This is a genomic window from Rhodococcus sp. TAF43, from assembly GCF_052113525.1.
In the GTDB taxonomy this organism is placed as follows: domain Bacteria; phylum Actinomycetota; class Actinomycetes; order Mycobacteriales; family Mycobacteriaceae; genus Prescottella.
In genome coordinates, this window is the sequence record NZ_JBFRDL010000037.1 from 12,657 (window position 1) to 35,297 (window position 22,641).

At 68.2% G+C, this 22,641-nt stretch carries 23 protein-coding genes and 2 pseudogenes; 9 read left to right on the forward strand and 16 right to left on the reverse strand.

Translation table 11 applies throughout. The features are described 5' to 3' along the window. Nucleotides 1–48: 48 nt before the first annotated feature. The 4 genes from AB4Z09_RS20200 to AB4Z09_RS20215 are packed head-to-tail and all read right to left on the reverse strand — an operon-like array spanning nt 49 to nt 3,696. Nucleotides 49–1,146, reverse strand: a complete 1,098-nt coding sequence (locus tag AB4Z09_RS20200) for an LLM class flavin-dependent oxidoreductase (RefSeq protein WP_174908999.1) — start codon at nt 1,144–1,146, stop codon at nt 49–51. Beyond that, nucleotides 1,143–1,877 carry an ABC transporter ATP-binding protein gene (locus tag AB4Z09_RS20205; protein ID WP_174908997.1) on the reverse strand — a complete coding sequence of 245 codons (735 nt, stop codon included), beginning with the start codon at nt 1,875–1,877 and terminating at the stop codon, nt 1,143–1,145. The genes AB4Z09_RS20200 and AB4Z09_RS20205 overlap by 4 nt, the downstream gene beginning before the upstream one ends. Next, a complete protein-coding gene (locus AB4Z09_RS20210) occupies nt 1,850–2,689 on the reverse strand; it encodes an ABC transporter permease (protein ID WP_442240538.1) in 840 nt (279 codons plus the stop codon). The genes AB4Z09_RS20205 and AB4Z09_RS20210 overlap by 28 nt, the downstream gene beginning before the upstream one ends. Continuing rightward, nucleotides 2,686–3,696 carry an ABC transporter substrate-binding protein gene (locus tag AB4Z09_RS20215; RefSeq protein ID WP_442240539.1) on the reverse strand — a complete coding sequence of 337 codons (1,011 nt, stop codon included), beginning with the start codon at nt 3,694–3,696 and terminating at the stop codon, nt 2,686–2,688. Before AB4Z09_RS20215 ends, AB4Z09_RS20210 begins: the two co-directional genes overlap by 4 nt. A gap of 389 nt (nt 3,697–4,085) precedes the next feature. Here AB4Z09_RS20215 and AB4Z09_RS20220 point away from each other — a divergent pair, with 389 nt between their 5' ends. Next, the gene (locus AB4Z09_RS20220; protein WP_114718351.1) at nt 4,086–4,355 is read left to right on the forward strand and encodes a GlsB/YeaQ/YmgE family stress response membrane protein; all 270 of its coding nucleotides are present in this window, start codon (nt 4,086–4,088) and stop codon (nt 4,353–4,355) included. A 123-nt stretch (nt 4,356–4,478) separates the two neighbouring features. Here AB4Z09_RS20220 and AB4Z09_RS20225 read toward each other — a convergent pair whose 3' ends face one another. Both AB4Z09_RS20225 and AB4Z09_RS20230 read right to left on the reverse strand, forming a co-directional pair. Continuing rightward, nucleotides 4,479–4,877: a hypothetical protein gene (locus tag AB4Z09_RS20225; RefSeq protein WP_442240540.1), complete on the reverse strand. Its 399-nt coding sequence runs from the start codon at nt 4,875–4,877 to the stop codon at nt 4,479–4,481. Nucleotides 4,878–5,055: 178 nt separating this feature from the next. Continuing rightward, entirely contained in the window at nt 5,056–5,691 is a 636-nt protein-coding gene (locus tag AB4Z09_RS20230; RefSeq protein WP_174908991.1) for a pyridoxamine 5'-phosphate oxidase family protein, read from the reverse strand. Nucleotides 5,692–5,771: 80 nt separating this feature from the next. Here AB4Z09_RS20230 and pdxR point away from each other — a divergent pair. From pdxR to AB4Z09_RS20255, 5 genes and pseudogenes are all read left to right on the forward strand, one after another. Continuing rightward, nucleotides 5,772–7,204: pseudogene (gene pdxR / locus AB4Z09_RS20235) on the forward strand (MocR-like pyridoxine biosynthesis transcription factor PdxR). Between the two features lie 89 nt (nt 7,205–7,293). Continuing rightward, nucleotides 7,294–7,764: a hypothetical protein gene (locus AB4Z09_RS20240; RefSeq protein ID WP_114718348.1), complete on the forward strand. Its 471-nt coding sequence runs from the start codon at nt 7,294–7,296 to the stop codon at nt 7,762–7,764. A 137-nt stretch (nt 7,765–7,901) separates the two neighbouring features. After that, the gene (locus tag AB4Z09_RS20245; protein ID WP_174914539.1) at nt 7,902–8,861 is read left to right on the forward strand and encodes a pseudouridine synthase; all 960 of its coding nucleotides are present in this window, start codon (nt 7,902–7,904) and stop codon (nt 8,859–8,861) included. Nucleotides 8,862–9,058: 197 nt separating this feature from the next. Next, nucleotides 9,059–9,550, forward strand: a complete 492-nt coding sequence (locus AB4Z09_RS20250) for a hypothetical protein (RefSeq protein ID WP_114718346.1) — start codon at nt 9,059–9,061, stop codon at nt 9,548–9,550. 231 nt (nt 9,551–9,781) lie between these two features. Continuing rightward, complete coding sequence (locus AB4Z09_RS20255) at nt 9,782–10,252, forward strand: hypothetical protein (RefSeq protein WP_442240541.1); 471 nt, start codon at nt 9,782–9,784, stop codon at nt 10,250–10,252. Nucleotides 10,253–10,697: 445 nt separating this feature from the next. Here the strand turns inward: AB4Z09_RS20255 and AB4Z09_RS20260 are convergent, their stop codons facing one another. Further along, nucleotides 10,698–11,684 carry a glycoside hydrolase family 43 protein gene (locus AB4Z09_RS20260; protein WP_442240542.1) on the reverse strand — a complete coding sequence of 329 codons (987 nt, stop codon included), beginning with the start codon at nt 11,682–11,684 and terminating at the stop codon, nt 10,698–10,700. A gap of 144 nt (nt 11,685–11,828) precedes the next feature. Here AB4Z09_RS20260 and AB4Z09_RS20265 point away from each other — a divergent pair. Further along, nucleotides 11,829–11,996 (forward strand): annotated as a pseudogene (locus AB4Z09_RS20265) (pseudouridine synthase); the annotation flags it as partial. Between the two features lie 75 nt (nt 11,997–12,071). Here the strand turns inward: AB4Z09_RS20265 and AB4Z09_RS20270 are convergent. The 5 genes from AB4Z09_RS20270 to AB4Z09_RS20290 all read right to left on the reverse strand — a co-directional run bounded on the left by AB4Z09_RS20270 (nt 12,072) and on the right by AB4Z09_RS20290 (nt 16,845). Continuing rightward, complete coding sequence (locus AB4Z09_RS20270) at nt 12,072–13,460, reverse strand: FAD-dependent oxidoreductase (protein ID WP_174908987.1); 1,389 nt, start codon at nt 13,458–13,460, stop codon at nt 12,072–12,074. A gap of 12 nt (nt 13,461–13,472) precedes the next feature. Beyond that, nucleotides 13,473–14,360, reverse strand: coding sequence for an AurF N-oxygenase family protein (locus AB4Z09_RS20275; RefSeq protein WP_174908985.1), 888 nt, complete (start codon nt 14,358–14,360; stop codon nt 13,473–13,475). A gap of 275 nt (nt 14,361–14,635) precedes the next feature. After that, on the reverse strand, nt 14,636–15,715 hold the full coding sequence (gene ychF / locus AB4Z09_RS20280; protein WP_174908983.1) for a redox-regulated ATPase YchF: 1,080 nt from the start codon (nt 15,713–15,715) through the stop codon (nt 14,636–14,638). Nucleotides 15,716–15,786: 71 nt separating this feature from the next. Then, a complete protein-coding gene (locus AB4Z09_RS20285; protein WP_442240543.1) occupies nt 15,787–16,194 on the reverse strand; it encodes a CD225/dispanin family protein in 408 nt (135 codons plus the stop codon). 63 nt (nt 16,195–16,257) lie between these two features. After that, nucleotides 16,258–16,845: a class I SAM-dependent methyltransferase gene (locus AB4Z09_RS20290; RefSeq protein ID WP_174908980.1), complete on the reverse strand. Its 588-nt coding sequence runs from the start codon at nt 16,843–16,845 to the stop codon at nt 16,258–16,260. 403 nt (nt 16,846–17,248) lie between these two features. On the opposite strand from AB4Z09_RS20290, the gene AB4Z09_RS20295 reads away from it, so the two are divergent. After that, nucleotides 17,249–17,629, forward strand: a complete 381-nt coding sequence (locus AB4Z09_RS20295; protein WP_254622847.1) for a hypothetical protein — start codon at nt 17,249–17,251, stop codon at nt 17,627–17,629. A gap of 13 nt (nt 17,630–17,642) precedes the next feature. Here AB4Z09_RS20295 and AB4Z09_RS20300 read toward each other — a convergent pair whose 3' ends face one another. From AB4Z09_RS20300 to AB4Z09_RS20310, 3 genes are all read right to left on the reverse strand, one after another. After that, complete coding sequence (locus tag AB4Z09_RS20300; protein WP_114718338.1) at nt 17,643–19,319, reverse strand: MDR family MFS transporter; 1,677 nt, start codon at nt 19,317–19,319, stop codon at nt 17,643–17,645. A 71-nt stretch (nt 19,320–19,390) separates the two neighbouring features. Continuing rightward, the gene (locus AB4Z09_RS20305; RefSeq protein WP_114718337.1) at nt 19,391–19,846 is read right to left on the reverse strand and encodes a MarR family winged helix-turn-helix transcriptional regulator; all 456 of its coding nucleotides are present in this window, start codon (nt 19,844–19,846) and stop codon (nt 19,391–19,393) included. Nucleotides 19,847–19,922: 76 nt separating this feature from the next. Then, nucleotides 19,923–20,354: a MarR family winged helix-turn-helix transcriptional regulator gene (locus AB4Z09_RS20310; RefSeq protein WP_174908978.1), complete on the reverse strand. Its 432-nt coding sequence runs from the start codon at nt 20,352–20,354 to the stop codon at nt 19,923–19,925. 97 nt (nt 20,355–20,451) lie between these two features. Between AB4Z09_RS20310 and AB4Z09_RS20315 the strand changes: the two genes are divergently transcribed. Next, nucleotides 20,452–22,029 (forward strand): FMN-binding glutamate synthase family protein, encoded by a 1,578-nt coding sequence (locus tag AB4Z09_RS20315; protein ID WP_442240544.1) that lies wholly within the window; start codon nt 20,452–20,454, stop codon nt 22,027–22,029. Nucleotides 22,030–22,038: 9 nt separating this feature from the next. Here AB4Z09_RS20315 and AB4Z09_RS20320 read toward each other — a convergent pair whose 3' ends face one another. Continuing rightward, entirely contained in the window at nt 22,039–22,506 is a 468-nt protein-coding gene (locus AB4Z09_RS20320) for a hypothetical protein (protein WP_309473061.1), read from the reverse strand. Nucleotides 22,507–22,641: the final 135 nt, after the last annotated feature.

Genomic DNA, 22,641 nt, shown 5'->3' on the forward strand with positions numbered 1-22,641 from the left:
GATCCGCGCGCCACGTGAAGTGGCGCCCGGTCCTCGGCCGTGCACCGATCACGCGACCTGCAGCACCCCCTGCCGCGACAGGATCGGACGCACCCCCTCACCGAACCAGTACGCCTCCTCGATGTGCGGCTGACCGGACAGCACGAAGTGCTCGACGCCCACCGCCGCGTACTCCTGGATCAGCGACGCCACCTCCGCGTGGCTGCCGACGAGAGCGGTTCCGGCGCCGCCGCGGACCAGCCCGTACCCGGCCCACAGCCCCGGGTACACCTCGAGGTTGCGCAGATCGGCACTCAGGCCGAGCTGACGTCGTTGGCCTTCGGACTCGCTCTGCGCCAGGCGGTTCCGTGCCAGCTCGATCTGCGCGGGATTCATTCGCTCGACCAGCTTGTGTGCTTCGGCCCACGCCTCCTCCGAGGTGTCGCGGGCGATCACGTGCGCGCGGATCCCGAAGCTCAGGGTCCGTCCGTGCAGCGCGGCGCGGCGGCGGACGTCGTCGATCAGGGCGCCCACCCTCGCAGGCGGCTCGGTCCAGGTGAGGTAGGTGTCGACGTGCCGGGCGGCGACGTCCAGGGCAGGCTCGCTGGCCCCACCGAAGAAGATCCCCGGCGCCGGCGACGGCGTGGGGAGTGCCGCCGCACCCTCGACTGTGTAGTGGGTACCCGCGAAGTCGAACGGCGTCCCACTCCACGCACCGCGGACGATCTCGAGGAACTCCCCCGTCCGCTGGTAGCGCTCCGCCTTGGTGAGGAAGTCGCCGAACCGGCGCTGCTCCTCCGCGTCACCGCCCGTGACGATGTTGAGCAGCAACCGACCGCCGGACAACTGCTGGAACGCCGCGGCCTGCTGCGCGGCCAGCGTCGGGGTGATCAACCCGGGCCGGAACGCGACGAGGAACTTGAGCGTGCGGGTCTCCCGGATGAGCGCCGCGGTCGTGATCCACGCATCAGAGCACCACGTGCCGGTCGGCGTGAGCACCGCTTCGAAACCCAACTGCTCCGCAGTCCTGGCGACCAGGGACAGGTAGTCGAGCGACGGCGGACGAAACGCAGACGCGCGCCCCGCGGCCTCCTGCGGGTCGAGCGCGCCGATCACCTCCCGCCCGTCCCCGGAGGTGGGCAGGTACCAATGGAAATGCAGAGTCATGCGGGAATCCCTTCGAGAACGCCGAGATGAGTGAGAACTGTGCTGCGCAGGCCGACCACGTCGGGGTCGGCACGCAGCCGAGGGCGGGGCGCCGAGACCGCGACGTCGTGGGCGATCCGGCCGCCGTCGAGGACGAGCACCCGGTCCGCGAGCAGCACCGCCTCCTCCACGTCGTGGGTGACGAGCAGGACCGCGAAGCCGCGCCGCTTCCACAACCGGATCAGTAACTCGTAGGCGGTGATTCGGGTCAGCGCGTCCAGCGCACCGAACGGTTCGTCGAGGAGCAGCAGCTCGGGCTCGCGGACGAGGGCCCGAGCCAACGACACCCGCTGGGCCTCGCCGCCGGAGAGCGTCAGCGGCCACGCGTCGACACGGTGCGCGAGGTTCACCTCCGCGAGGGCATCGACCGCGCGCTGCCTGCCGTCGGCACCCGGCAGTCCGAGCGAGACGTTGCGGTGCACCCGTTTCCACGGAAGCAACCGCGGCTCCTGGAACGCGACGGCCACCGAACCGTCGACGTCGATGCTGCCGTCGTGTCCGAGGTCGAGCCCGGCGACGGTCCTCAGCAGCGTCGACTTGCCCGAGCCGCTGCGTCCTACGAGCGCGACGATCTCGCCGCGGCGCAGGGTCAGGTCGATGCCGTCGAGGACGACGTCGGAGCCGAAAATGCGTCGCACGCCGCGGGCGGTGACGACGGCGTCGCTCACGCCCCCTGGTACGTCTTGCGCCATGTCAGGAGCCTCCCTTCGAGGGCCCGCACGATCGCGTCGGTTGCGAGACCGAGGAACGCGTACACGAGCAGGCCGAAGATGACGATGTCGATGCGGAAGTAGATGCGGGCGTTGTTGACGAGATACCCGAGCCCGGCGTCCGCGTTGATCTGTTCGGCGACGATCAGCGCCAGCCACGCGACGCCGAGGGACAGCCGCAGCCCGGTGAGCGCCTGCGGCAGTGACCCGGGCAGAACCACATGGACCGCGAGCTGGAACCTGCTGAGCCCCAGCGTCTCCGCGGCCTCGATCAGCTTGCCGTCGATGCTCCGGATGCCGGCGAACAGGTTGAGATACAGCGGGAACATCACCCCGAGCGCCACCAGGAGCACCTTGGGCTCCTCGCCGATCCCGAACCAGATGATGAACAGCGGGATCAGCCCGAGGAACGGCACCGTCCGCAGCATCTGGATGGGCGGATCGATGGCGAGTTCGACGATCCGGGAGAACCCGGCGAGCACGCCGAGCACGACGGCGAGCGCAACCCCGAGCACGACACCGAGGAGCACCCGCTGCACCGACACGGCGAGTGCGTCCTCCAGGCTGCCGTCCGACCACAGTTCCGCGGCCGCCGAGATCACCTGCGCCGGCGAGGCAATCGTCTTGTCCGACACCACTCCGGCGCTGCTGAGTACCTGCCACAGCACCAGCAGTACCAGCGGGGAGATCAGTCGCAGCAGCGGCGTCCACGAACGGCGTCGGCGCGGCGGCGTCGGCGCGGCGGTATCCGCTGCGGCGACGGTCACGACATTCTGCGTCAGGACCGCGGTCATTTCCCGCCCTCCTCGATCTGCGGGTTGAACCGGGCGTCGAAGTACTCACCGGCGACGGGAGCTTGCTTCAGCAGTCCCGCCGAGGCGAACAGGTCGATCAGCTTCTGCTGCTTCGCGATGCGCTGGTCGTCGATCGGAACGTAGGAGCCCTTCGACGTGTCGAACGACGCCGCCGCAACGTCCTGCGGGAGCTTGGTCAGCTTCGCGAAGATCGGCACCCACGCCTCCGGGTGCGCGTCGGCCCACACCTGGGCGCGGGACAACCGCTGGAAGAAGTCGGCCAGCGCCGCCGACTTCGCCGGGTCCGCCAAGGCCTCCGACGCGGCCGAGAAGTAGGACTGGCCGGTGGCGACCTCACTGCCGTCGGCGATCACCTCGGCGCCGGCGGTGTTCGTGCCGATGGTCGCGTAGGGGTTCCACACCGCCCATGCGTCGACCTGGCCGGAGGCGAACGCGCTCAATGCATCTGCGGGGCTGAGGAACTGGAACTGAAAGTCCGATACCGGCAGGTTCGCCTGCTCGAGCAGGCCGAGGACGAGGCCGTGCGAGCTCGAGCCCTGCGTGACCGCGATCTTCTTGCCCTTCAGGTCGGCGATGGACGACGCGGTCGAGTTCGCGGGCACCAGCAGGAAGTCGTTGGCGCCGGTCCGCGCTTGCACCGCGACGATACGGCCGGAATTCCCGGTGGCCTGGGCGAACACCGGCGGCACGTCGCCCGTGCCACCGGCGTCGATCTTGTTGGCGCCCAGCGCTTCCAGTAGCGGCGGTCCCGCCTCGAACGTGGACCACTCGATGCCGTAGTCGAGGCCGTCCAGCTCGCCGGCCGCCTCGAGGAGCGACTGCGTGCTCTTGACCTGGTCACCGATCCGGAGGGTGACATCGGACCGCGGGTTTCCGGCCGTGGCAGACGGTTCCGAGGCACTGGAACTGCTGCAGGCGGTCAGAGCGAGGGATGCGATGACCGCGGCGGCGGTCAGGGAGAAGCGTAGACGCGTCGAACGACGCATGGAAAACCTCCGATACGTACGTGGGGAGTGCACAGACGATCCCGAGCGGTCGTGGACGACCGGCGGGCGAGCAGAGTGACGGCCCCTAGTTCCCGAGGGCCGGCGACATCAACAGGAGCGCGGACAGGGGGCGGCCACGCAGCAGGCCGGAACGGCGTGCCGGTGTGCCCGGGTGTCGACGCTGAATGTCATGCCGCGAATCCTGTGCCCCACCGCTGCGGTCGTCAACGGCTCCCGGGCGGTCACCGACGGCCGGCCCCCGCCTGTGCAGGCGGTTCAAGAGTTTGAATCACTCCAGTTCGATACCCGCCGCGATTGTTGCCATCGGGAGACCGTGTCTTTGCGACAAAACAGAGAATCCGCCGGATATGGCTGCCTATACTCCCGCCATGCTGATCATCGGGATCATCCTGTTCGGGTTGCTTGTCGGCGTCGTCGCCCAGCTCATCATGGGCAGATCCAGGAACGGAATCGACTGGGCTCTGGCCTGCGCCGCCGGCCTCGGCGGTTCGTTGGTAGGCGGCCTGGTCATCAGCCTCCTCGCCGGTGACGGACTCGCACTGCGCCCCAGCGGCATCATCGGCTCCCTCGCCGGCGCCATCATCGTCACGGCCGCCTGGTCGTGGTGGAAGACCCGGGCCGCGTCGTCGGCCAACTGACTCACAGCGGAGAACGGGTGGTTACTGCGATCGGCTCTCGGCCGTTGTCGCAGTAACCACCCGTTGAGCGTCTGGAAGCGGCTCGAGCTCTGGGTTATCGGGGAGACGCCTCGGGTCGGTAGTTCATTCCCGGTGAAGCACCTGCGTCGTGCACCGGAACGCCCCGCCGAAGCTGCGGGTAACCGCGAAGTCGACGTACTCGACGGTGACGCCATATCCCGCGATCGCCCCCCAAGGAACGGCCCTGCTCCGAGGTCGTCGGCCGCACCGTCCGGCACGGCCGGCTGCGGTAGCGCCCACATAGATGCAGCGGCCTCCGAGCGCCCTGTCCGCGAGGATCTCTCGGCTGGCCAGCACCTCGAGCCGGCGGTGCGGCAAGCGCAGACAGCCTTCGATCATCGCGTCCGGGGCACCGAACTGCGATCGGGACACCGCCACCGTGTGCAACGGGGCGAACTCGCTGCGCACCAGGACCCGGCCCGGGCCGTCTTCAACCACAGAAGGATTCGTGACGGTTTCCATCGAGTCCCCTCACATCGCACATCGGGCCAGCCACGCGATGGAGCCTGCGCCGCCGACCCGTCCTGTGCTGCGCGAGCATACGCCGTGCGGGCGCGACCACCGCCCGGATTCGACGCCGAACGGGCGATTGTCGGGATCGTCACTCGACGTCTGTTCCGACAACCGCCCGATCGAGCGCCTAGGGGCTCCCGTTCGCGACCAGACGCCGGACCGACTCGGGTGCCGGCATGTCCGCGCCCACCCACGGTGCCGGGATCGGTTCGCACGCCGACGTCCGCAGCGGAACCACGCCCGCCCATCCGACGGAATCCATGGACGGTTCGGGCGGTGGCGCGTCCCGCACCCTCACCGTCCAGCATCCGGGTTCGATGGGCAGGGCCATCGCCAGGGTCGCCGCGAGTTCCTTCTTCGTGTGAGTCCGCACCTCCGAACTGCGACCGGGGATCAGCGAGTCGGACATCAGGTCCAGGGCGTGCACCGCATCGTCTCCACTGAAGTCGGTGAGGCACCCGCGGACCACGACCGACCGGTAGTTGGCCGTGGAGTCGAACAGGGTGTCCGCCACCACGATCCCGTCGAGCATCGTGACGGAGAACGCGGCAGGCGCACCCGCCGCGACCTGCCGCAGCGCCCCGGCACCCGTCGATCCGTGCAACACGATGCGGTCACTGTCGCGTGCGTAGAGCATGGGCACAACCCACGGCAGTCCGTCCACGGCCGTCGCGAGGGTGCCGACCGCTGCCGCGTCGAGCACCGCGTCGAGATCGCGCCGGTGGTCGCCGGCGAGTTCTGGGTATCTCCTGATCCGATCCATGCAACGAATCGTCCACGATTTCCGGACTACCCAGTAGGTCCAGAACTGCATCGAACAGGCAGACCACTATCCTGACCGTCGTGTCCCGCATCTCCCCCGACATGCACCTTGCGTTGCGACTGCCCGTCAGCACCTCCCCACTGCGACATCGCATTGCGGAGGCGATCGTCGAGCAGATCCGGCTCGGCAGGCTCAGCCCGGGGACGCGCTCCCGTCGACCCGCACACTCGCCGCGGAACTCGCCGTGGCCAGGGCTTCCGTCGTCGACGCGTACGACGAACTCGCGGCGGCCGGCTACGTCGTAGCGCGGCCGGGTTCCGGCACCCGGATTGCCGACGGCGCCGACACCGCGGCCTCCGCGGGCGCCGCGCCGCACGTCCCCACGGCTACGCCGGCGACCGCGCCGCCTCGCGCGCCACGGCAGACCCCGCCGATATGGAATCTCACCCCGGGCCACCCCGACACCGCCCTGATCTCGACCACCGACTGGCGCCGCGCGTGGCGGGCGGCCGCCGCGGCACCCGTCGCGTCCGCGCCGGCGGGCCCCGACGGGCACGCCGAGCTCCGGCTCGCCCTGTCCGGGCACCTGCGCCGCACCCGCGGAATCGTCTCGGAGCCAGATGATTTGATCATCGTGCCGGGCGTGACTTCCGCACTGCGCGCCGTCACCGCGGCGGCCGGGCGCGCCGGACGTGACGTCGCCTTCGAGGAACCCGGCTATGTCGAGGCACGCCGGGTGCTCCAGATGTCCGGCGCCCGTACGCGTTCCGTCGATGTCGACGCCGACGGCCTCGATCCCGGATCACTGCGTGACTCCGACGCGGCCGTGTACTGCACTCCTGCGCATCAGTATCCGATCGGTGCGCGTCTCCCCGCTCCTCGGCGCGCCCGACTCGTCGCGTGGGCAACCGAGGCCGGCAGGCTGCTCATCGAGGACGACTACGACGGCGAGTTCCGCTACGACGTGTCCGCCCTGCCCGCACTGCGCAGCCTGGACGGTGGACGCGACTGCGTCGCCTACATCGGTACGGCCTCGAAGGTGCTCACGCCCTCGCTGCGCCTGACCTGGCTGCTGCCGCCGCGGGGGCTTCGCTAGCCGGTCGCCGAGGCGCTCGCGTTAAGCGGCGAGAGCGTCTGTACCGTAACCGGACTCGCGTTCGCCCGGTTCATCGAGTCGGGCGCCCTGACCCGACACCTTGCCAGGGCGTCCCGCACCTACGCCGCCCGCCGGGGCGCGCTGGTCGGCGCGCTGAAGCGCCACTGCACCGATGCCCGACTGGTCGGCGTCGAGGCGGGACTGCACCTGGTGCTCAGGCTCCCCGACGACACCGACGACACCGCGATCGCGTCGGCCCTCCGCGGTCGCGGCATCACCCTGCCGCCGCTCTCGTCGTTGCGCGCCGACCCGGACGGTCCCCGTGGCCTGGTCTGCGGTTACGCGTGCCTTCCGGAAACCCAGGCGGACAGGGTCGCTACGGCCATCGCGGACGTCGTGCGGCAGCACGTCGGCTGACGCAACCGAACTGAGCAGTCCAGGTGTGAGGCGAGCCCGGAACGGGTACTCCCACCCGGACGGACCCTTCTCGCCCACCTGGAGTTGCCATGATCGTCATCGGCCTGATCATTCTCATCGCGGCAGTGGTCGTCGGTGTTGCCGGCGTCCTCTCCAACGGGGGCGTCGAGCACGCCTTGACCGACGACTTCTCGGTGCTCGGCTACCACGTGACCGGATCCACCGGCGCCCTGTTCCTCTGTGGAATCGTCGTCGGGGCGGTCGGCTTCCTGGGGCTCGGCCTCGTACTCACGGGTGCCCGGCGCGCCTCCAGACGAGGACGGGCCGCACGCAACGAGTTGGAGCAATCGCGCCGCAACGAGGCGGCACTCACCCAGGAACGCGACCAACTCGCCGCCACCGGGACGCAGACAACCACCGCCCGTCACGCCGCGGCGGACACCACCGCGGAAGCCCCCGCCGCCCCCGACAGCGCCCACACCGATGGCGAGCGCAGCTGGAAACACCCGTTCGGAGGAGGACACCAGGGCCCTCCTGCATCCCCCCGCCCGGCGCACTGAGACACGCGGCAACGACGACGGGCGGTTACTGCGGTCGTCTCTCGGCCGTTGTCGCAGCAACCGCCCGTCGTGGGGTGCCTCGTCGCGACCCGCGGCGCGGCCGAGCGATCAGCCGGTGGGATGATGAGCGGGTGCCGATGCCCTCCCCGCTACCCGTCAAGAACGGGGTCGGACCGACGCGGCTGCGCGTCCCGACGTCCGGGCCGTGGGTGACGATCGCGGACTACGTCGTCGCGAGGTTCGACCACCTGGACGCCGACGACCTGTACCGGAGGTTCGACGCCGGCGAGATCGTGGGCGCCGACGGCCGTCCGATCGGTCGCGGAACGACGCTGAGCGCGCATCGGTTCGTCTGGTACTACCGCGACCTGCCGGTGGAGGAACCGGTGCCGTTCCACGAGGAGATCCTGCACGTCGACGACGACCTCGTCGTGATCGACAAGCCGCACTTCCTCCCGACCACCCCGGGCGGGCGCTACCTGCGCGAGTCCGCGCTCGTCCGGTTGCGGACCCGCCTCGACAACCCGGACCTGACGCCGATCCATCGACTCGACCGCGCGACCGCCGGCCTGGTGATGTTCTCGGCGCGCCCCGCGACGCGCGGCGCCTACCAGTCACTGTTCGAGAAGCGGCGGGTCGTGAAGGTCTACGAGGCGGTGTCGGCGCTACCGCCCGGGTGGGACCCGGACGCACCGGCGCTCGCCGGGCGCGCCGTTCCCGTCGTCTACCGCAGCCACATCGAGGCGCGGCGCGGCGAGCTACGGGTCGTCGTCGACGACTCCCGCGAGCCCAACTCCGAGACGCTGATCGAGGTACGTGGCGCCGGCTCGAGCGCCTCCGGACGCGCTGTGCTGCACACGATCCTGCGCCCGCACACCGGAAGGATGCACCAATTGCGGGTGCATCTGGCAGCGCTCGGCATAGGGATCCTGGGCGACAGTTGGTATCCCGAACTGCTGCCCGAGGCGCCGGACGATCATGCCCTCCCACTCCAACTGCTCGCCCGGGAACTGGAATTCACCGATCCGCTGTCGGGGCTGCCGCGGCGGTTCGTCACCCGCCGGACGTTGGATGAGGCGCCCGCGTCGGGGCGTTGACACGCGGCACCGTCTGTCACCACCCGCAGCAATCGTGATGGAACCATTCACGTCCGACCTGCGTCGGACCGAGCAGAGCCAGCGGCGCACCGCTCGGCGAGCGCGTCGTCAGGACATGTGTTCAAAACCGCCCGACAGGTCGGCACTGCCCACTACAGTCGCCGGGACCCACCACGGAACCTCAGGAAGAAGACGGAATGCGCAAGTCCATCGCTGCCGGCGTCGTCGCAGCAGCATCGGTCGGAATCATCCTCGGAGGCACGGGAATCGCCTCCGCAGCATCCAAGACCATCCCCGAAGGGACTGGGATGTATTACGTGAACAAGGACATCCGACCCGGCATCTACTCCACCGAAGGCGCACTCGTCGACGGGGGCCAGACCTGCACCTGGGTACGCGGAACCATGAAAACGCTCCGCATGGAACCGATCGCGTCCGGTAAGACAAAGGGCCCGACCACGGTGAAGATCGAAGAAACCGACGATGTGTTCATCACCTCCGGGTGCGGCGAGTGGACGCAAGATACCCAGCTGGACGGCGGCTTTCTCCATTCCCTGTTCGGCTCGCTCGACGTCGGCTCCCTGGTCGACCCTCTGGTCGGGTCTCTCGAGGTCGGTTCTGCGGCAGGGTCGCTCGGCGGTTCCCTCGCCACCGGTTCCATCATCAACGGATCACTCGCGAACGAATAGACCGGCTCCTGATCGCAGAAACGCGAACAGCTCAGGCGGCCGGCTCGCAGCCGGCCGCCGTGAGGACACCAGGCAACGGACGTACCGGGAATCCACGGCATCCGTTCCGCCACAAGCTGTTCCCGAGCTACTCTGACACCGCGGCAGGTCGGGACAGGTTCCGCTTCGGAGGTTCACGCCTTGCGCTGTGTCCGGCTTCCTAGACCGGTCGTCGCCGGTGCCGTCGCATCGATGGCCGTCCTCGGTGCGCTCGGCACCCCCGCCATGGCGTCGGCCGAACCGCAGCCGCCCCCAGCGACGACAACGGAGTTCCAGGTTCCGGCCAGGTTCGGCACAGCATGCACACTCACTGCCTGGGTTTGCCTACCAACGCTGACGCCCGTCACGCCGTCGGCAACCACCAGTGGACTCGGCGAGGCAACCTTCTCCGCGAGAGTTTCGGCACCGGCCTACGCCTGCCCCGACGTGTCGGTGAGGTGGCTGAATCTGACCACGGGCGCTACCGGAACCACGGCGCTTCGCCGAACGCCCGTCGACTACAGCCGCCCCGTCGCCGCGGACGAATGGTGCCGATACACCCCGGCCACTGCGGTCACCGGCAGCGGCACCCTGACCGCAACAGCCGACACCGACTCGGTCGTCGCCCCGGGAGGCTTCCAGGTTCAGGTCAACCCAGGATTCGGAACCATCAGTGTTCCCTAGAGTTGCGTGGTCATCCCCCGCGCAAACCGACTGTCTCCTTTCCGTCGGACCACGACCGAACAGGGGGCACCAACCCGCAGCAATCGTGAGAGAACCGCTCACCGCCTGCGTGCGTCAAACCACACAGGGCTCCGCTGCGAGCCCCGGACCGGGCCGCGGCCGGTACCGCCGCTCGGGGCAGAAGGACGGGGAGAATTTCCTTGGGAGATCAGCTGGGTGTCGACACCGACGCATTGCGTTCACTCGCTACATCGTTGACGGGCGAGGCCGATCGGATCTCGGGTATCGACCCGTCCGGTCCGATCGACGCTGCCACCGCCGCGATGCCGGGATCGTCGGTCGGAGCGGCCCCCCGCCGCGGCACGGCATCGGGTGCGCACCAGTTCACCTGGTACTACCGCGATCTGCCGGTGGAGGACCCGGTGCGCCTGTCATCAGGTCGGTGTCATACCGGCTCTCGCATCACACTGAAGTGGCGCACCTTCCCGGAAGAACCTGGAAGCTCTTGCACCGGCGACCAGGTACTCAGACCATCCGTACTGTCGGAATAGAGATACTTTCCTTCGGTGTAGGCGTCGACGTAGATCCTCCAGGCACCGTTCGGCAGCTGGATGACGGCTGGGCCCTCCACCAGCGTGCCCCAGTTTCCGGGTGGGACGAAAGAGTAGGGACCGGTCACCGACGAGGCGACCGCGTGCTCGATGACCTTGGTCGTCTCGTTCTTGGTGAACRCATGATATGTCGATCCAACCTTGACCACGGTGGTGTCGATGTGGTCGGCTCCGATCCCGGCGAGAGGAACGGGCAGGCTCCACTGCCGGAGCGAGGGTTCCAGCGCCGTCATCAGATACGGCACGAATCCCCCACCGGTCGACATCGACAGGATGACGTTGACGCGGTCGCCGTCCACGAACCATTCAGGCGCCCACGCCTTGCTGACGAACGGCGACAGCGACGGCCCGTCGGCCGACCCCGCCGACCCGGAGGAGCCGGGCGGGCTCGCCGAACCCGTGCCGTCTCCCGTCCCCGGCATGAGGGCGCAGCAGAACGGGACCGGAAGGTTGCCCATGTGCGTCCAGTTGACGCGGTCACTGCTGCGCGCGAAGCCGATACTCGCCCCGCCGCCCGTCGTGTACGTGACGTAGTACAGCCCGTCCGCGTTCCGGAAGATGCTCGGGTCACGCACAAGTCCTGACGGGGGCCGATACGCCGACGGTTGGACGAGCTGGAACTGGGAGCCGTCCCCCGACTCGAACACATCCATGTCGTGGTCACTGGTGTTACTGAACGCCACCATCGTGTATCGCCAACCCGGCGGCGGTGCGGCCCCGCTGCTCCCCGACGCCGCGACCAACAAGCCTGCGACACACAGCATCACCACCCATAGGGCGGAACAGCTTCGCTTGGCGAATGTCACCTCTGCAGCATCCATGACAGCAGGCGCACCACGCCCAGGTTCGGCCACAGGCCTTAGCAGATCGTTACCGACGACGCGGCGACGCCGCACTGCCGAACACGAGCGAGTGGCCCACATAGGAGGAAACCGGCGCCATTCCACGAGGACATCCTGCACGTCGACTCCCGCGAACCCAGCTCCGAGACGCTGATCGAGGTGTGTGGCACCGGCGTGAGCGCCTCGGGACGTGCTGTGCTGCACACGATCCTGCGCCCGCACGCCGGACGAATGCACCAGCTTCGCGTGTACCTGGCAGCGTCCGGCGTCGGAATCCTCGGCGACAGTTGGTGCCGCGGTGGTTCGTCACCGGACGGACGTTGAGTGAGGCGCTCGTCGAGTTCGGAGATTGACGTCGCCGTTACGTCACACCCGTGAGCGGAGGTCCGCGGCGAGTTGTGTGACGGTTTCGGCCGCGCAGGTGCGGTTGTCGCCGACGCCGCCGGACGCGCCTCGCTTCGCCCAGCCGACGACGTACAGCCCCTCGAGGGGATCGCCGCTCTCGTGGGAGATCACCTGTCCGCGACGGTTGGGCACGACACCGCGGGTGCCGAGCGGGACGCCGTCGATCGGTTTGGTGGTGAATCCGGTGGCGCAGATCGCCGAGTTGGTGTGGAAGGTCCGGCCGGCGTTCGTAGTGACCGCGACGGCGCCGTGCTCGGTCTTCGCCAGGTCGGCCACTTCCTGTCCGAACGACAGGACGATGCGCAGGGGCCCCGCAGCGCCGGTCGCCGCGGCGGGCACGGCGCGGACATCGGTTGAGGGCAGGTGCGACAACGCGTGCAGCAGCGGGCTGTCCGCGGCGGCGCGGGGTGCGCTGCCGGCGCGGTCGATCAGGACCTCGGTGGGCTCGAGGTCGAGAAGCTCGTAGAACGCCGACGGAGTGAAGGCGGCGCCGTCCGGGGCCGACCGCGACAGGATCACCAGTTCGCGGAGCTGTTCGCTCGCGGCCACCCGGTCGCGGGTCTTCGCGACCCAGCGGACGACGTCGAAGGCGACGTTGCCCGCGCCGATCACGACGCATCGGGGTCCGGCAGGTGCGGGCGGCGGGGATGTGCCGCAGTTCTCGGCAACCAGAATGTCGATGGCCTGGTGGATCTCGGCACCGGCACCGGAGGAGCCGATCTGACGCGGCTGCGAGGCCCCGCAGGCGAGGATCACGGCATCGAATCCCCGCCGAAGCTCTTCGATCGAGATATCCACGCCGACTTCGGTTCCGGGAACGATCGTGACGCGGTCGTCGCCGAAGGGCACGTCGAACAGTCGGATCATCTCGCGCACGCCGACATGGTCCGGGGACACACCCCGACGCAACAGGCCCCCGACCGTGTCGTACTGCTCGTAGACGGTGACACGGATCGACGACGATCGCTGCAGGAGTTCGCGGACGGTGTACATCGCGGCAGCACCCGATCCCACGATGGCAACCTCGAGTCGGTCGCGCGGGCCGGCCAGTGGCAGCTCGAAGACCGCGTGCGGGCGGGAGCGCGGTGCGGCGGGGGTCTGCACGAAGTACTCCCTGTTGCGGGCGGCGTACGGGAGTTCGGTCGAGGTCAGCGCGTGCTCGGATTTGATGGCCGAGGCCGGACATGCCTCGACGCATGCGGTGCAGTCGATGCACGAGTCGGGGTCGATGTAGAGCGTCTCGGTGAACGCGTAGCCGTCCTCGCCGGGGGCGGGATGGATGCAGTTCTGCGGGCACACCCGCACACACGAGGCGTCCTTACAGCAATGTCCCAGGATGACGTGGGCCACGACAACTCCTAGTCAGAGAAGGTTCGACTTTCGATAGATCCATCGAGCGCCGGAATTCAGCAGCCCTTCTCTGCTCAGGAACTCCACGAACGGTTCCGCTGCCCTCCGGAACATCATCCGATGGTGTTCGTTGCCGTCGATGTTCGCCTTCACGACATCCCAGTCGAGGCCGAGCTCGTCGTACACCCGGCGATTGATCAGGCTTCTCGCGACGAGGTGCATTCCTGCCGCGATGATCATGGTGCTGACAAATCGCCGGAAGCGGGAGCGTCCGACCAATCGATCGCGGATCTTCCGACGCGCGAACGCCATGTGCCGGGACTCTTCGACGACGTGAATGTAGGCGGACCGGCGGATGGGTGCCGCGACGTCGTCACTGTTCATCCAGTCACGTTGCATGACGTCGAAGATCTCCTCGCCGGCGAGGACGATTCCGTACGCGACTTCGTCCCACACGACGTGGCGGAACAGCCAACCGAAGAAGTCCAGCATCCGGTCGCGCGGATAGAAGTGGGATCCGATGCTCTCGATGGCGTTGGCGAACATCAACGAATGTAGGTTCTCGTCCGCGCATTCGTTGAAGAGGAACTTGATGTCCGGGCGTCCCGGATCCGCGCTGTGGCTCGCCCTCAGCAAAGCCACCTGCAAACCCACTTCGAGCCAGATGCCGATGCCCAGGAACTGCGCGACCTCGCTCCTGGTCAGCCGGACGCGCTCCTCCTCGGACATGCCGTCCCACAGCGGGGTTCCGTAGAGCGGTGACCACTGCGGCGTCATGCCGTGGCGTTCGTCGTCGCCGGGTTCKGGCCGGTACACGAACGGACTCCTCGAATCGAACGACAGTCGCTTGGCAGATTCCAACAGGGTCTCGAATATCGCGTCGCTTTCGGAACCTGCCATCGTGTCCGACTCCTCCGATCACCGTGCCGGTGTGGACACGGGGGTTCCCGGGCTTCCTCGCGTACGGGCATGGAACCACACGTTCGGCGCGCTGTCGCGGCGGAGCGGTCCTTCGAACACCGACGGCTCTTCACCGTCGACACCCGCCGGCCGAGCGTAACCCGGCTCACACACATGCAGACGACAGAACCCGCAGGGCCGCGGAACGAAATGTTCCGAGCCCTGCGGGTTCCAGTGCGTACCGAGGAGTGAAATCAAGCCTCTGACCAGTGGATCTAGACGTTGAAGCGGAACTCCACGACGTCGCCGTCCTGCATGACGTAGTCCTTGCCTTCCATGCGCACCTTGCCGGCGGCCTTGGCGGCGTTCATGGATCCGGTCTCGACGAGGTCGTCGAACGACACGATCTCGGCCTTGATGAAGCCGCGCTCGAAGTCTGTGTGGATGACGCCGGCGGCCTGCGGGGCGGTGTCGCCCTTGTGGATGGTCCAGGCGCGCGCTTCCTTGGGACCGGCGGTGAGGTAGGTCTGCAGGCCGAGGGTGTGGAATCCGGTGCGGGCGAGGGCGTGCAGGCCGGGCTCGGACTGACCGATGGAGTCGAGCATCTCCTGGCGATCTTCCTCGTCCAGCTCGAGCAGTTCCTGCTCCACCTTGGCGTCGAGGAACACGGCGTCGGCGGGCGCGACGGAGGCGCGCAGCTCGGCGACCCTGGCCTCGTCGGTGAGGACGGCCTCGTCGGCGTTGAAGACGTACAGGAAAGGCTTGGTGGTGAGCAGGCTCAGCTCACGCAGCAGCGAGAAGTCGAGCTTGTCCTTGACGCTGAACAGCGTCTTGCCCTCGTCGAGGAACGCTTGAGCCTTGAGCGCCTCGTCGTGCTGCGCCTTGAGTTCCTTGTTCTTGCGCGCTTCCTTGTCCAGACGCGGGAGCGCCTTCTCCAAGGTCTGCATGTCGGCGATGACGAGCTCGGTCTCGATCACCTCGATGTCCGACGCCGGATCGACGCGACCGTCGACATGGACCACGTCGTCGTCGGCGAAGACGCGGACCACCTGGCAGATGGCGTCGGCCTCGCGGATGTTGGCGAGGAACTTGTTGCCCAGGCCCGCGCCCTCGGAGGCGCCCTTGACGATGCCGGCGATGTCGACGAACGACACTGTGGCGGGCAGGATGCGCTCGGAACCGAAGATCTCGGCCAGCTTCTTCAGCCGCTCGTCCGGCAGCTCGACCAGCCCGACGTTGGGCTCGATGGTGGCGAACGGGTAGTTCGCGGCCAGCACATCGTTGTTGGTCAGCGCGTTGAAAAGGGTCGACTTGCCGACGTTGGGGAGGCCGACGATTCCGAGGGTAAGGCTCACGGTATAGGGATTCTACGGCGTCCCGGCACCGCGGCGGTGGTCGGCCACGCTTCGGCCGACCACCGGGTGGGTCAGTAGTTGTACGAGTAGCCGGAGCTGACGTCGTTCGCGGTGACCGCGATCAGGATGATGATGAAGATCACGTACAGCACGATGAGGCCGGCGGCGATGCACAGCGCGATCTTGCCGAGCGCCTTGACGCGGTCCGACRCGTACTGCGCTCCCTGGTAGTCGCCCATCGACCACTTCGGGAAGATGTCGTGCAGGTGTCCGAACGCCGAGAACGCGACCGGCCAGAAGAAGATGAGCGCCGCGACGGCCCAACCGGCGTTCGACGGCGGCAGCGGCGGCTGCCCGCCGTACTGGCCGGGGACCGGCGGCACCGGATACTGCGGCGCGGACGGGTACGGCTGCTGCGGGTAGCCCGGCGCGCCCCCGAACTGCGAGCTCGGGCCCGGGTTGTAGGTCGGCTCGGCCATGGGATCCCCCTGGGTCTGACGACGGTGTGTCGGCAGAGACCGTAACCGAAACCGACGAGTCGGTCAGTCCCCAGGTTTGCGGGCGACGGTTACGGCCCAACCGGCGCCGTCGCGCCACGGCCGCAGATCCCACGTCGCGAAGCGGTGCTCCCGGACCAGGCCCGCGGCGGCGAGGTCGGCGTCGAACTCGTCCACCGTGTACTCGTAGTCGGTCGCGAAGCCCGTCACCAGGATGCCGCCGGGCACGAGGTGGTCGGCGAGCCGCTGGACCACCCGGCGCTCGGTACCGCGGGCGACGAAGATCAGCACGTTGCCGGCCGCGACGACGGCGTCGAACCGCTCCCCCGGCAGGTCGAGCGTCGCCAGATCGGCCTCGTGCACGGTGAGTTCCGAATGCTTCCGGGCCTCCGCCACGAGGATCGGATCCAAGTCGACGGCCGTCACGCGGTGTCCTCGCCTCGCCAGTTCGGCACCGAGTCGCCCTGTGCCGCAACCGGCGTCGAGCACACGCGCGCCACGTGGCAGCATCGCATCGACGGCACGGGCTTCCCCGTGCAGGTCCGTGCCCTCGGCCTCGAGCTGCGCGAAGCGCTCGATGTACTGACGGGAGTCGGACGCGGATCGTTCACGCTGCCAGCGGGTGTCGGCCATGCCGACGAGCCTATTCCGTGTGATCCTGGCCCGATGACCGACCTCGACGACGGCGACTGGCGAGTCCGCGGGCTGACGATGTGCACCGACGCCGACTCGGGTCGTTGGATCACGGACGCCGTCCGGAACTTCGAGTACGACGTCGGCTCACTGGTGCCACCGGTGTTCGAGGCGTACGGGCGAATCTTCCACCCCGCCACCCTCCACACCGGACCGGGGTACGACGACCACATCCCGGTGCGGTGGCACGACGTCGCGGCGGCGAACGGCACCGTCGCGCATCCGGTGATGGAGTGGGGGTCGATCGTCGGGTCCTGGGATCTGGACGGGCCAGCCCGGCCTGTGGGACGACGACCCCGATATCGGATCGTTTCCGGCGCCGCAGGCCCACGCGCTGGCAGCGGTGCTCGCCGGCTTCACCAACTCGCCGGACGCGTGCCGGTTCGCGCTGTGCGAGATCCTCAACGTGCTGGACGTCCCGCCCGGAATCGAACGGCTCGTGATGCCGGCACGACCGATGATCGTGTTCCGGGGACCGCTCGCCGCGGCCGACGCACGGTTCTCGTCCTTCGGCCACGGCGCGAGCCTGTGGTGGCCCGATGACCGGGCGTGGTGCGTCGCGACCGACGTGGACCTCATGAGCACCTACGTCGGCGGCAGCGCCGCGTGCATCCGTGCGGTCCTGGAGTGCCCCGACGTCGAGGCGCTGCCGGTCCTCGACACACAAAGGGTGACGTGGGACAGCGATTCGGTGAATCCGCTGCCCACGCCACCCTCTGGGTGAGTCGGACCTGCTCCTACTGCTTTCCGGGGTCGCCGGGCTTCACAGGGAGCGGGTCCACCAGGACGGGGTCGCCCTGGACGATCTCGGCGAGCTCGGCGTCGATGTCGTCGCCGTCCGCCTCGGCCCGGCGCTGGTCGTCGGCGCTGAAGGTGCGCAGCGCGACCTCCTTGATGAACAGGACCGCGGCGAGGCTGAGCAGCGAGACGATGCCGGAGATCAGGAAGATCCGCGCGGTTGCGTCACCGTAGGAGCCGCGGACGATGTCCGCGACGGGACCGGGCAGCTCGTTGAGGTTCGACAGTCCCGCTCCGGAGCCGCCGCCCGCACCGACGTCGATGCCGACCGCCGCCAGGCCCTTGGTGGTGAGGTCGGCGACATGGCTCGACAGCACCGCGCCGAGGACGGAGACGCCGGCCGCGCCGCCGAGCGAGCGGAAGAACCCGACGGTCGAACTGGCCGAACCGAGATCCTCCGGGCTCACGGTGTTCTGCACCGCCAGCACCAGGTTCTGCATCGTCATGCCCATGCCGACGCCCAACACGAACAGGAAGCTGCCCAGCAGCACCATGTTGGTCTGGTGGTCGATCGTCGAGAGCAGGAAGAAGCCGACCGTCATCATGATCGAGCCGCCGACGATGAAGCCCTTCCAACGGCCGAACTTGGTGATGAGCGAACCCGACACCGCGGACGAGACCATCGAACCGATGACCATCGGCAGCGTCAGCAGACCGGCCGCCGTCGGCGAGTAACCGCGCGCGATCTGGAAGTACTGGCCCAGGAACACCGCGCCACCGAAGAGGGCGATGCCGACCGCGACGCTCGCGAGGGTTGCGAGGGCGGTGGTGCGGTCACGGAACAGCCGCAGCGGGATGATCGGATCCTTCGCCTTGGACTCGGCGAAGACCGCGAGCCCGAGCAGCACCACACCGAGCGCGACGAGGCCGTACGACACTCCCGACGCCCAGTCGAAGTTCTTGCCTGCCAGCGTCACCCAGATCAGCAGGGTGCTCACGCCCGACGCGATCAGCACCGCACCGAGGTAGTCGATGCTGACGTCCTTGCGGACCACGGGCAGGTTGAGGGTGCGCTGGACGAAGACCAACGCGATCACCGCGAGCGGGACGCCGACGAAGAACGTCCAGCGCCAGCCCAGCCAACTGGTGTCGACGATGACGCCACCGATCAGCGGCCCGGCGACCGTCGCGACGGACATCACGGCAGCGATCGGGCCCTGGTAGCGGCCACGCTCACGCGGGCTGAACATGCTCGCGATCACGATGACGACCAGCGCCTGGAGACCGCCGAGTCCGATGCCCTGGATCACACGGAATCCGATGAGCATGCCGACGGACTGCGACAGACCGGCCAGCATCGACCCGATCGTGAAGATCGCGATCGCAAGCTGGACCAGGAGCTTCTTGCTGACCAGGTCGGAGAACTTGCCCCAGATCGGGGTGGTGGCCGTGGAGGCCAGCAGCGTCGCGGTGACGACCCAGGTGTACTGGTCCTGCGTGCCGTGCAGATCGGTGATGATCGTCGGCAGCGCGTTCGAGACGATCGTCGACGACAGGAAGGCGACGAACATGCCGAGCAGCAGGCCCACGAGCGCCTGGATGCGCTGCTTGTGGGTCATCGGCGAATCGGATGACGGATCGAATGTCCCGGTGTCCCGGGTGGCAGATGTGCTCATGCAGAAACCTCACGAGTTGTTCGAGTGACCCCGAAAACAGTTGCGTAAAAAGTGAATTGAATAACTCGACGTCAAAGTGTCGAGATCGCGTCCGGGACCGACATACGCAAACGCGTGAGCCCGTCCACGAGCTGTTGCGCCTCGCCGTCGGTCCAGTCCGAGATCGAGGCCAGCAACCATTCCCTCTGCCGTTCGCGGTGCCGACGTAGAACCGCTTCCCCCTCGTCGGTCAACGCGGGCAGGGTGGCCCGGCGATCGGCGGGATCGGGAACTCGCATCAGGTAGCCGAGATCCTCCGCATGGGCGATGTGCCGACTCAACGTCGAGGGAGTGATCCGCATCCGCTCGGCGAGCACGTTGCAGCGTCTCCCCTGACCGGTGGCGACGTGCGACAGCACCGCCCCCATCGGCTCGGTGAGCATGTCGCCGTCGGATTCGCGGGCCAGCGAGGCGGAGACCTCACGACCACGACGCACGAGATCGCGCAGACTGTCGAGCAGCGCGTCCGCCGTATCCGTGGCGACCATGACCCCTCCCAATTAGTTGAGTAGTACAACTATAGAGCTAATGGTTGTATCGCGCAACTAATATTCGAGTGGTGCTTCAGTCGGAGCAGTCGCCCAGGCGCCGCAGCAGCGTCGCGAGCTGACGGACGTCCTCGGGATCCCATCGCGACAGCCGCTCGTGCCACCGCGCGATGACGGCCTCCCGCGATTCGGTGAGCCTGCCGCGCCCGGGATCGGTGAGCGCGACCAGCCGGGCGCGGGCGTCCTGCGGATCCGGCCGGCGCTCGGCCAGGCCGAGGCGGACGAGAGCGTCGATCTGACGGGTCAGCGTCGACTTCTCGACCCCGAGCTCGGCGACCAGATCCGACATCGGGACCGCGTCGGCGCGGGTGAGGATCACGAGCAGCGGATAGCAGGCCGGGTCGAGTTTCGGATGGATCGCACGGGCCTGCGCACGTGATTGAATCCGTCCACGCCGCCACATGTCGACCAGCTCGGCCTCCAGCTCGGTGATCGGATCCGTGCTCATGTTCGTGGGCATCCCTTCGTGTCGACCGGTGCCGGTGGACACACCGACCGCAACGCCCGACAGGGTACGGCGCGCGTCCGGCGCCTACCATCGCCGCATGGTCCGTTGGTCGATCGTCGTCGGTGTCTGGGTCCTCGGTGCGGCCGCGGCGGTCGCGTCCACAGTCTTCTCGCCATGGTGGCTCGTCGCCACGGTTCCGTTGGTTGCACTCGCGCTCGTCGGGACGTGGGATCTGTTGCAGCGGCGCCACAATGTGCTGCGCAACTACCCCATCCTCGGCCACATGCGCTTCCTCATGGAACACATCCGCCCCGAAATTCAGCAGTACTTCATCGAAACGCCCACCGGCGGAACACCGTTCGACCGCGAGACGCGAGATCTGGTGTACCAGCGCGCGAAGGGCACGTTGGACGAGGAGCCGTTCGGCACCGAGCGGGACGTGCACGCGATCGGCTACGAATTCATGACGCACTCGCTGCGCGCCCGGACCGCACCCGCGGCCACGCCCTCGGTGCGCATCGGCGGCCCCGACTGCGGCCGCCCGTACGACATCGCGCTGCTCAACGTTTCGGCGATGAGCTTCGGGTCGCTGTCGGCGAACGCGATCGAGGCACTCAACGCCGGCGCCGCACGCGGCGGGTTCGCGCACGACACCGGCGAAGGCAGCATCAGCCGCCACCACCGCAAGCACCGCGGCGATCTGATCTGGGAGATCGCGTCCGGCTACTTCGGATGCCGCACCCCCGACGGCCGATTCGATCCCGAACAGTTCGCCGCCAAGGCCGCCGACGACCAGGTCAAGGCGATCTCGATCAAGCTCTCGCAGGGCGCCAAGCCCGGTCTCGGCGGTGTCCTGCCCGGCACCAAGGTGACCGCCGAGATCTCCGAGGCCCGCGGCGTCCCGATCGGGCAGACGGTGATCTCACCGCCCGCGCATCGCGAGTTCGGCACACCGCACGAGCTGATCGACTTCGTCGTGCGTCTGCGCACGCTCTCCGGCGGCAAGCCCGTCGGCTTCAAACTCTGCGTGGGGTCGCGCGTCGAGTTCCTCGCGATCTGCAAGGCCATGCTCGCGCGCGGCGTCACGCCGGACTTCGTGATCGTCGACGGCTCCGAGGGCGGCACCGGCGCCGGCCCCGTCGAGTTCGAGGACAACATGGGCATGCCGCTCACCGAGGGGCTCATGCTGGTGCACAACGCGCTCGTCGGCGTCGGCCTGCGCGACCGCATCAAGATCGGCGCCTCCGGGAAGGTCGCCAGCGGATCCGACATCGTCAAGCGCATCATCCAGGGCGCGGACTTCACCCTCGCGGCCCGCGCGATGATGTTCGCGGTCGGTTGCATCCAGGCGCAGAGCTGCCACACCAACCGGTGTCCGGTCGGCGTCGCCACCCAGGATCCGGCCCGGGCACAGGCTCTCGACGTGCCCGACAAGACGGCGCGGGTCTATCGGTTCCAGAAGGCGACCGTCGCCAGCGCCCAGCAGATGGTCGCGTCGATGGGCCTCGACGGCTTCGACGAGCTGGACCCGTCGATGCTGCACCGCCGGGTCGACGGCGTCACCACCCGCACGTACGACGAGCTCTACGACTGGCTCGAGCCGAAGGAACTGCTCGACCACGCCCGCGAGTCCTGGCGGCGCGACTGGCGCACCGCTGACCCGTCCCGGTTCTGATCGGCGGGTCTACGGGCAGGCGGGCCGGACGATCTGCAGGATCCGGTTGGCCTGATCCTCGGTCGGGACGGTGCCGTCGTTGGTCGCGACCTCGGTGACCTTCGCCACCAGATCCTGGTCGCTCGCGCCCGAGTCGATGGCCGTACACGTCTCCTTGACGATCGACTCGATCGACTCGTCGTCGCGGTCGCTCGACAGGTTCGGGTAGGCCGTCCGGAACGTGGCGGTGAACGCGGTCAGCTTCGCCTGGTCCCAGGCACCGCTGATGCCCGATACCGCGCTCGACGCGGTCGACTCGATGCTCGAGCGCAGCGCCTCGCCCGGTCCAGGCTCCGACGTGGCGGCGGAGCTGATCTTCTCCTTGGTTTCCTGGGATGTGCCGCCGTCGTTGCTGCACGCGGTGATCACGAACACGGCTGTGGTTGCGGCGACAATCGTGGCTGTGGTCTTGCCCGTGGTTTTCCAGATTCTCCCCATGCGCCGGATCCTACGGACGGTTCCGGCGGCGAACTCCGGGTTTCACCGCGTCGTGACCGGATCGATTACTCGAGCCCACTCCGGGAGAAATGCGTAGATTCAACGTCGACCATCACCGTCCGCCGGAAGGACCCT

Excerpts from the sequence above, each read along its gene's own strand:
- AB4Z09_RS20245 (WP_174914539.1), top strand. The coding sequence starts at position 7,902 with ATGCCCTCCCCGCTACCCGTCAAGAACGGGGTCGGACCGACGCGGCTG.
- AB4Z09_RS20220 (WP_114718351.1), top strand. The coding sequence starts at position 4,086 with ATGCTGATCATCGGGATCATCCTGTTCGGGTTGCTTGTCGGCGTCGTC.
- AB4Z09_RS20255 (WP_442240541.1), top strand. The coding sequence starts at position 9,782 with ATGGCCGTCCTCGGTGCGCTCGGCACCCCCGCCATGGCGTCGGCCGAA.
- AB4Z09_RS20225 (WP_442240540.1), bottom strand. The coding sequence starts at position 4,877 with ATGGAAACCGTCACGAATCCTTCTGTGGTTGAAGACGGCCCGGGCCGG.
- AB4Z09_RS20240 (WP_114718348.1), top strand. The coding sequence starts at position 7,294 with ATGATCGTCATCGGCCTGATCATTCTCATCGCGGCAGTGGTCGTCGGT.
- AB4Z09_RS20315 (WP_442240544.1), top strand. The coding sequence starts at position 20,452 with ATGGTCCGTTGGTCGATCGTCGTCGGTGTCTGGGTCCTCGGTGCGGCC.
- AB4Z09_RS20210 (WP_442240538.1), bottom strand. The coding sequence starts at position 2,689 with ATGACCGCGGTCCTGACGCAGAATGTCGTGACCGTCGCCGCAGCGGAT.
- AB4Z09_RS20205 (WP_174908997.1), bottom strand. The coding sequence starts at position 1,877 with ATGGCGCAAGACGTACCAGGGGGCGTGAGCGACGCCGTCGTCACCGCC.
- AB4Z09_RS20250 (WP_114718346.1), top strand. The coding sequence starts at position 9,059 with ATGCGCAAGTCCATCGCTGCCGGCGTCGTCGCAGCAGCATCGGTCGGA.
- AB4Z09_RS20290 (WP_174908980.1), bottom strand. The coding sequence starts at position 16,845 with ATGGCCGACACCCGCTGGCAGCGTGAACGATCCGCGTCCGACTCCCGT.
- AB4Z09_RS20300 (WP_114718338.1), bottom strand. The coding sequence starts at position 19,319 with ATGAGCACATCTGCCACCCGGGACACCGGGACATTCGATCCGTCATCC.
- AB4Z09_RS20200 (WP_174908999.1), bottom strand. The coding sequence starts at position 1,146 with ATGACTCTGCATTTCCATTGGTACCTGCCCACCTCCGGGGACGGGCGG.
- AB4Z09_RS20320 (WP_309473061.1), bottom strand. The coding sequence starts at position 22,506 with ATGGGGAGAATCTGGAAAACCACGGGCAAGACCACAGCCACGATTGTC.
- AB4Z09_RS20230 (WP_174908991.1), bottom strand. The coding sequence starts at position 5,691 with ATGGATCGGATCAGGAGATACCCAGAACTCGCCGGCGACCACCGGCGC.
- AB4Z09_RS20305 (WP_114718337.1), bottom strand. The coding sequence starts at position 19,846 with ATGGTCGCCACGGATACGGCGGACGCGCTGCTCGACAGTCTGCGCGAT.
- AB4Z09_RS20310 (WP_174908978.1), bottom strand. The coding sequence starts at position 20,354 with ATGAGCACGGATCCGATCACCGAGCTGGAGGCCGAGCTGGTCGACATG.
- AB4Z09_RS20215 (WP_442240539.1), bottom strand. The coding sequence starts at position 3,696 with ATGCGTCGTTCGACGCGTCTACGCTTCTCCCTGACCGCCGCCGCGGTC.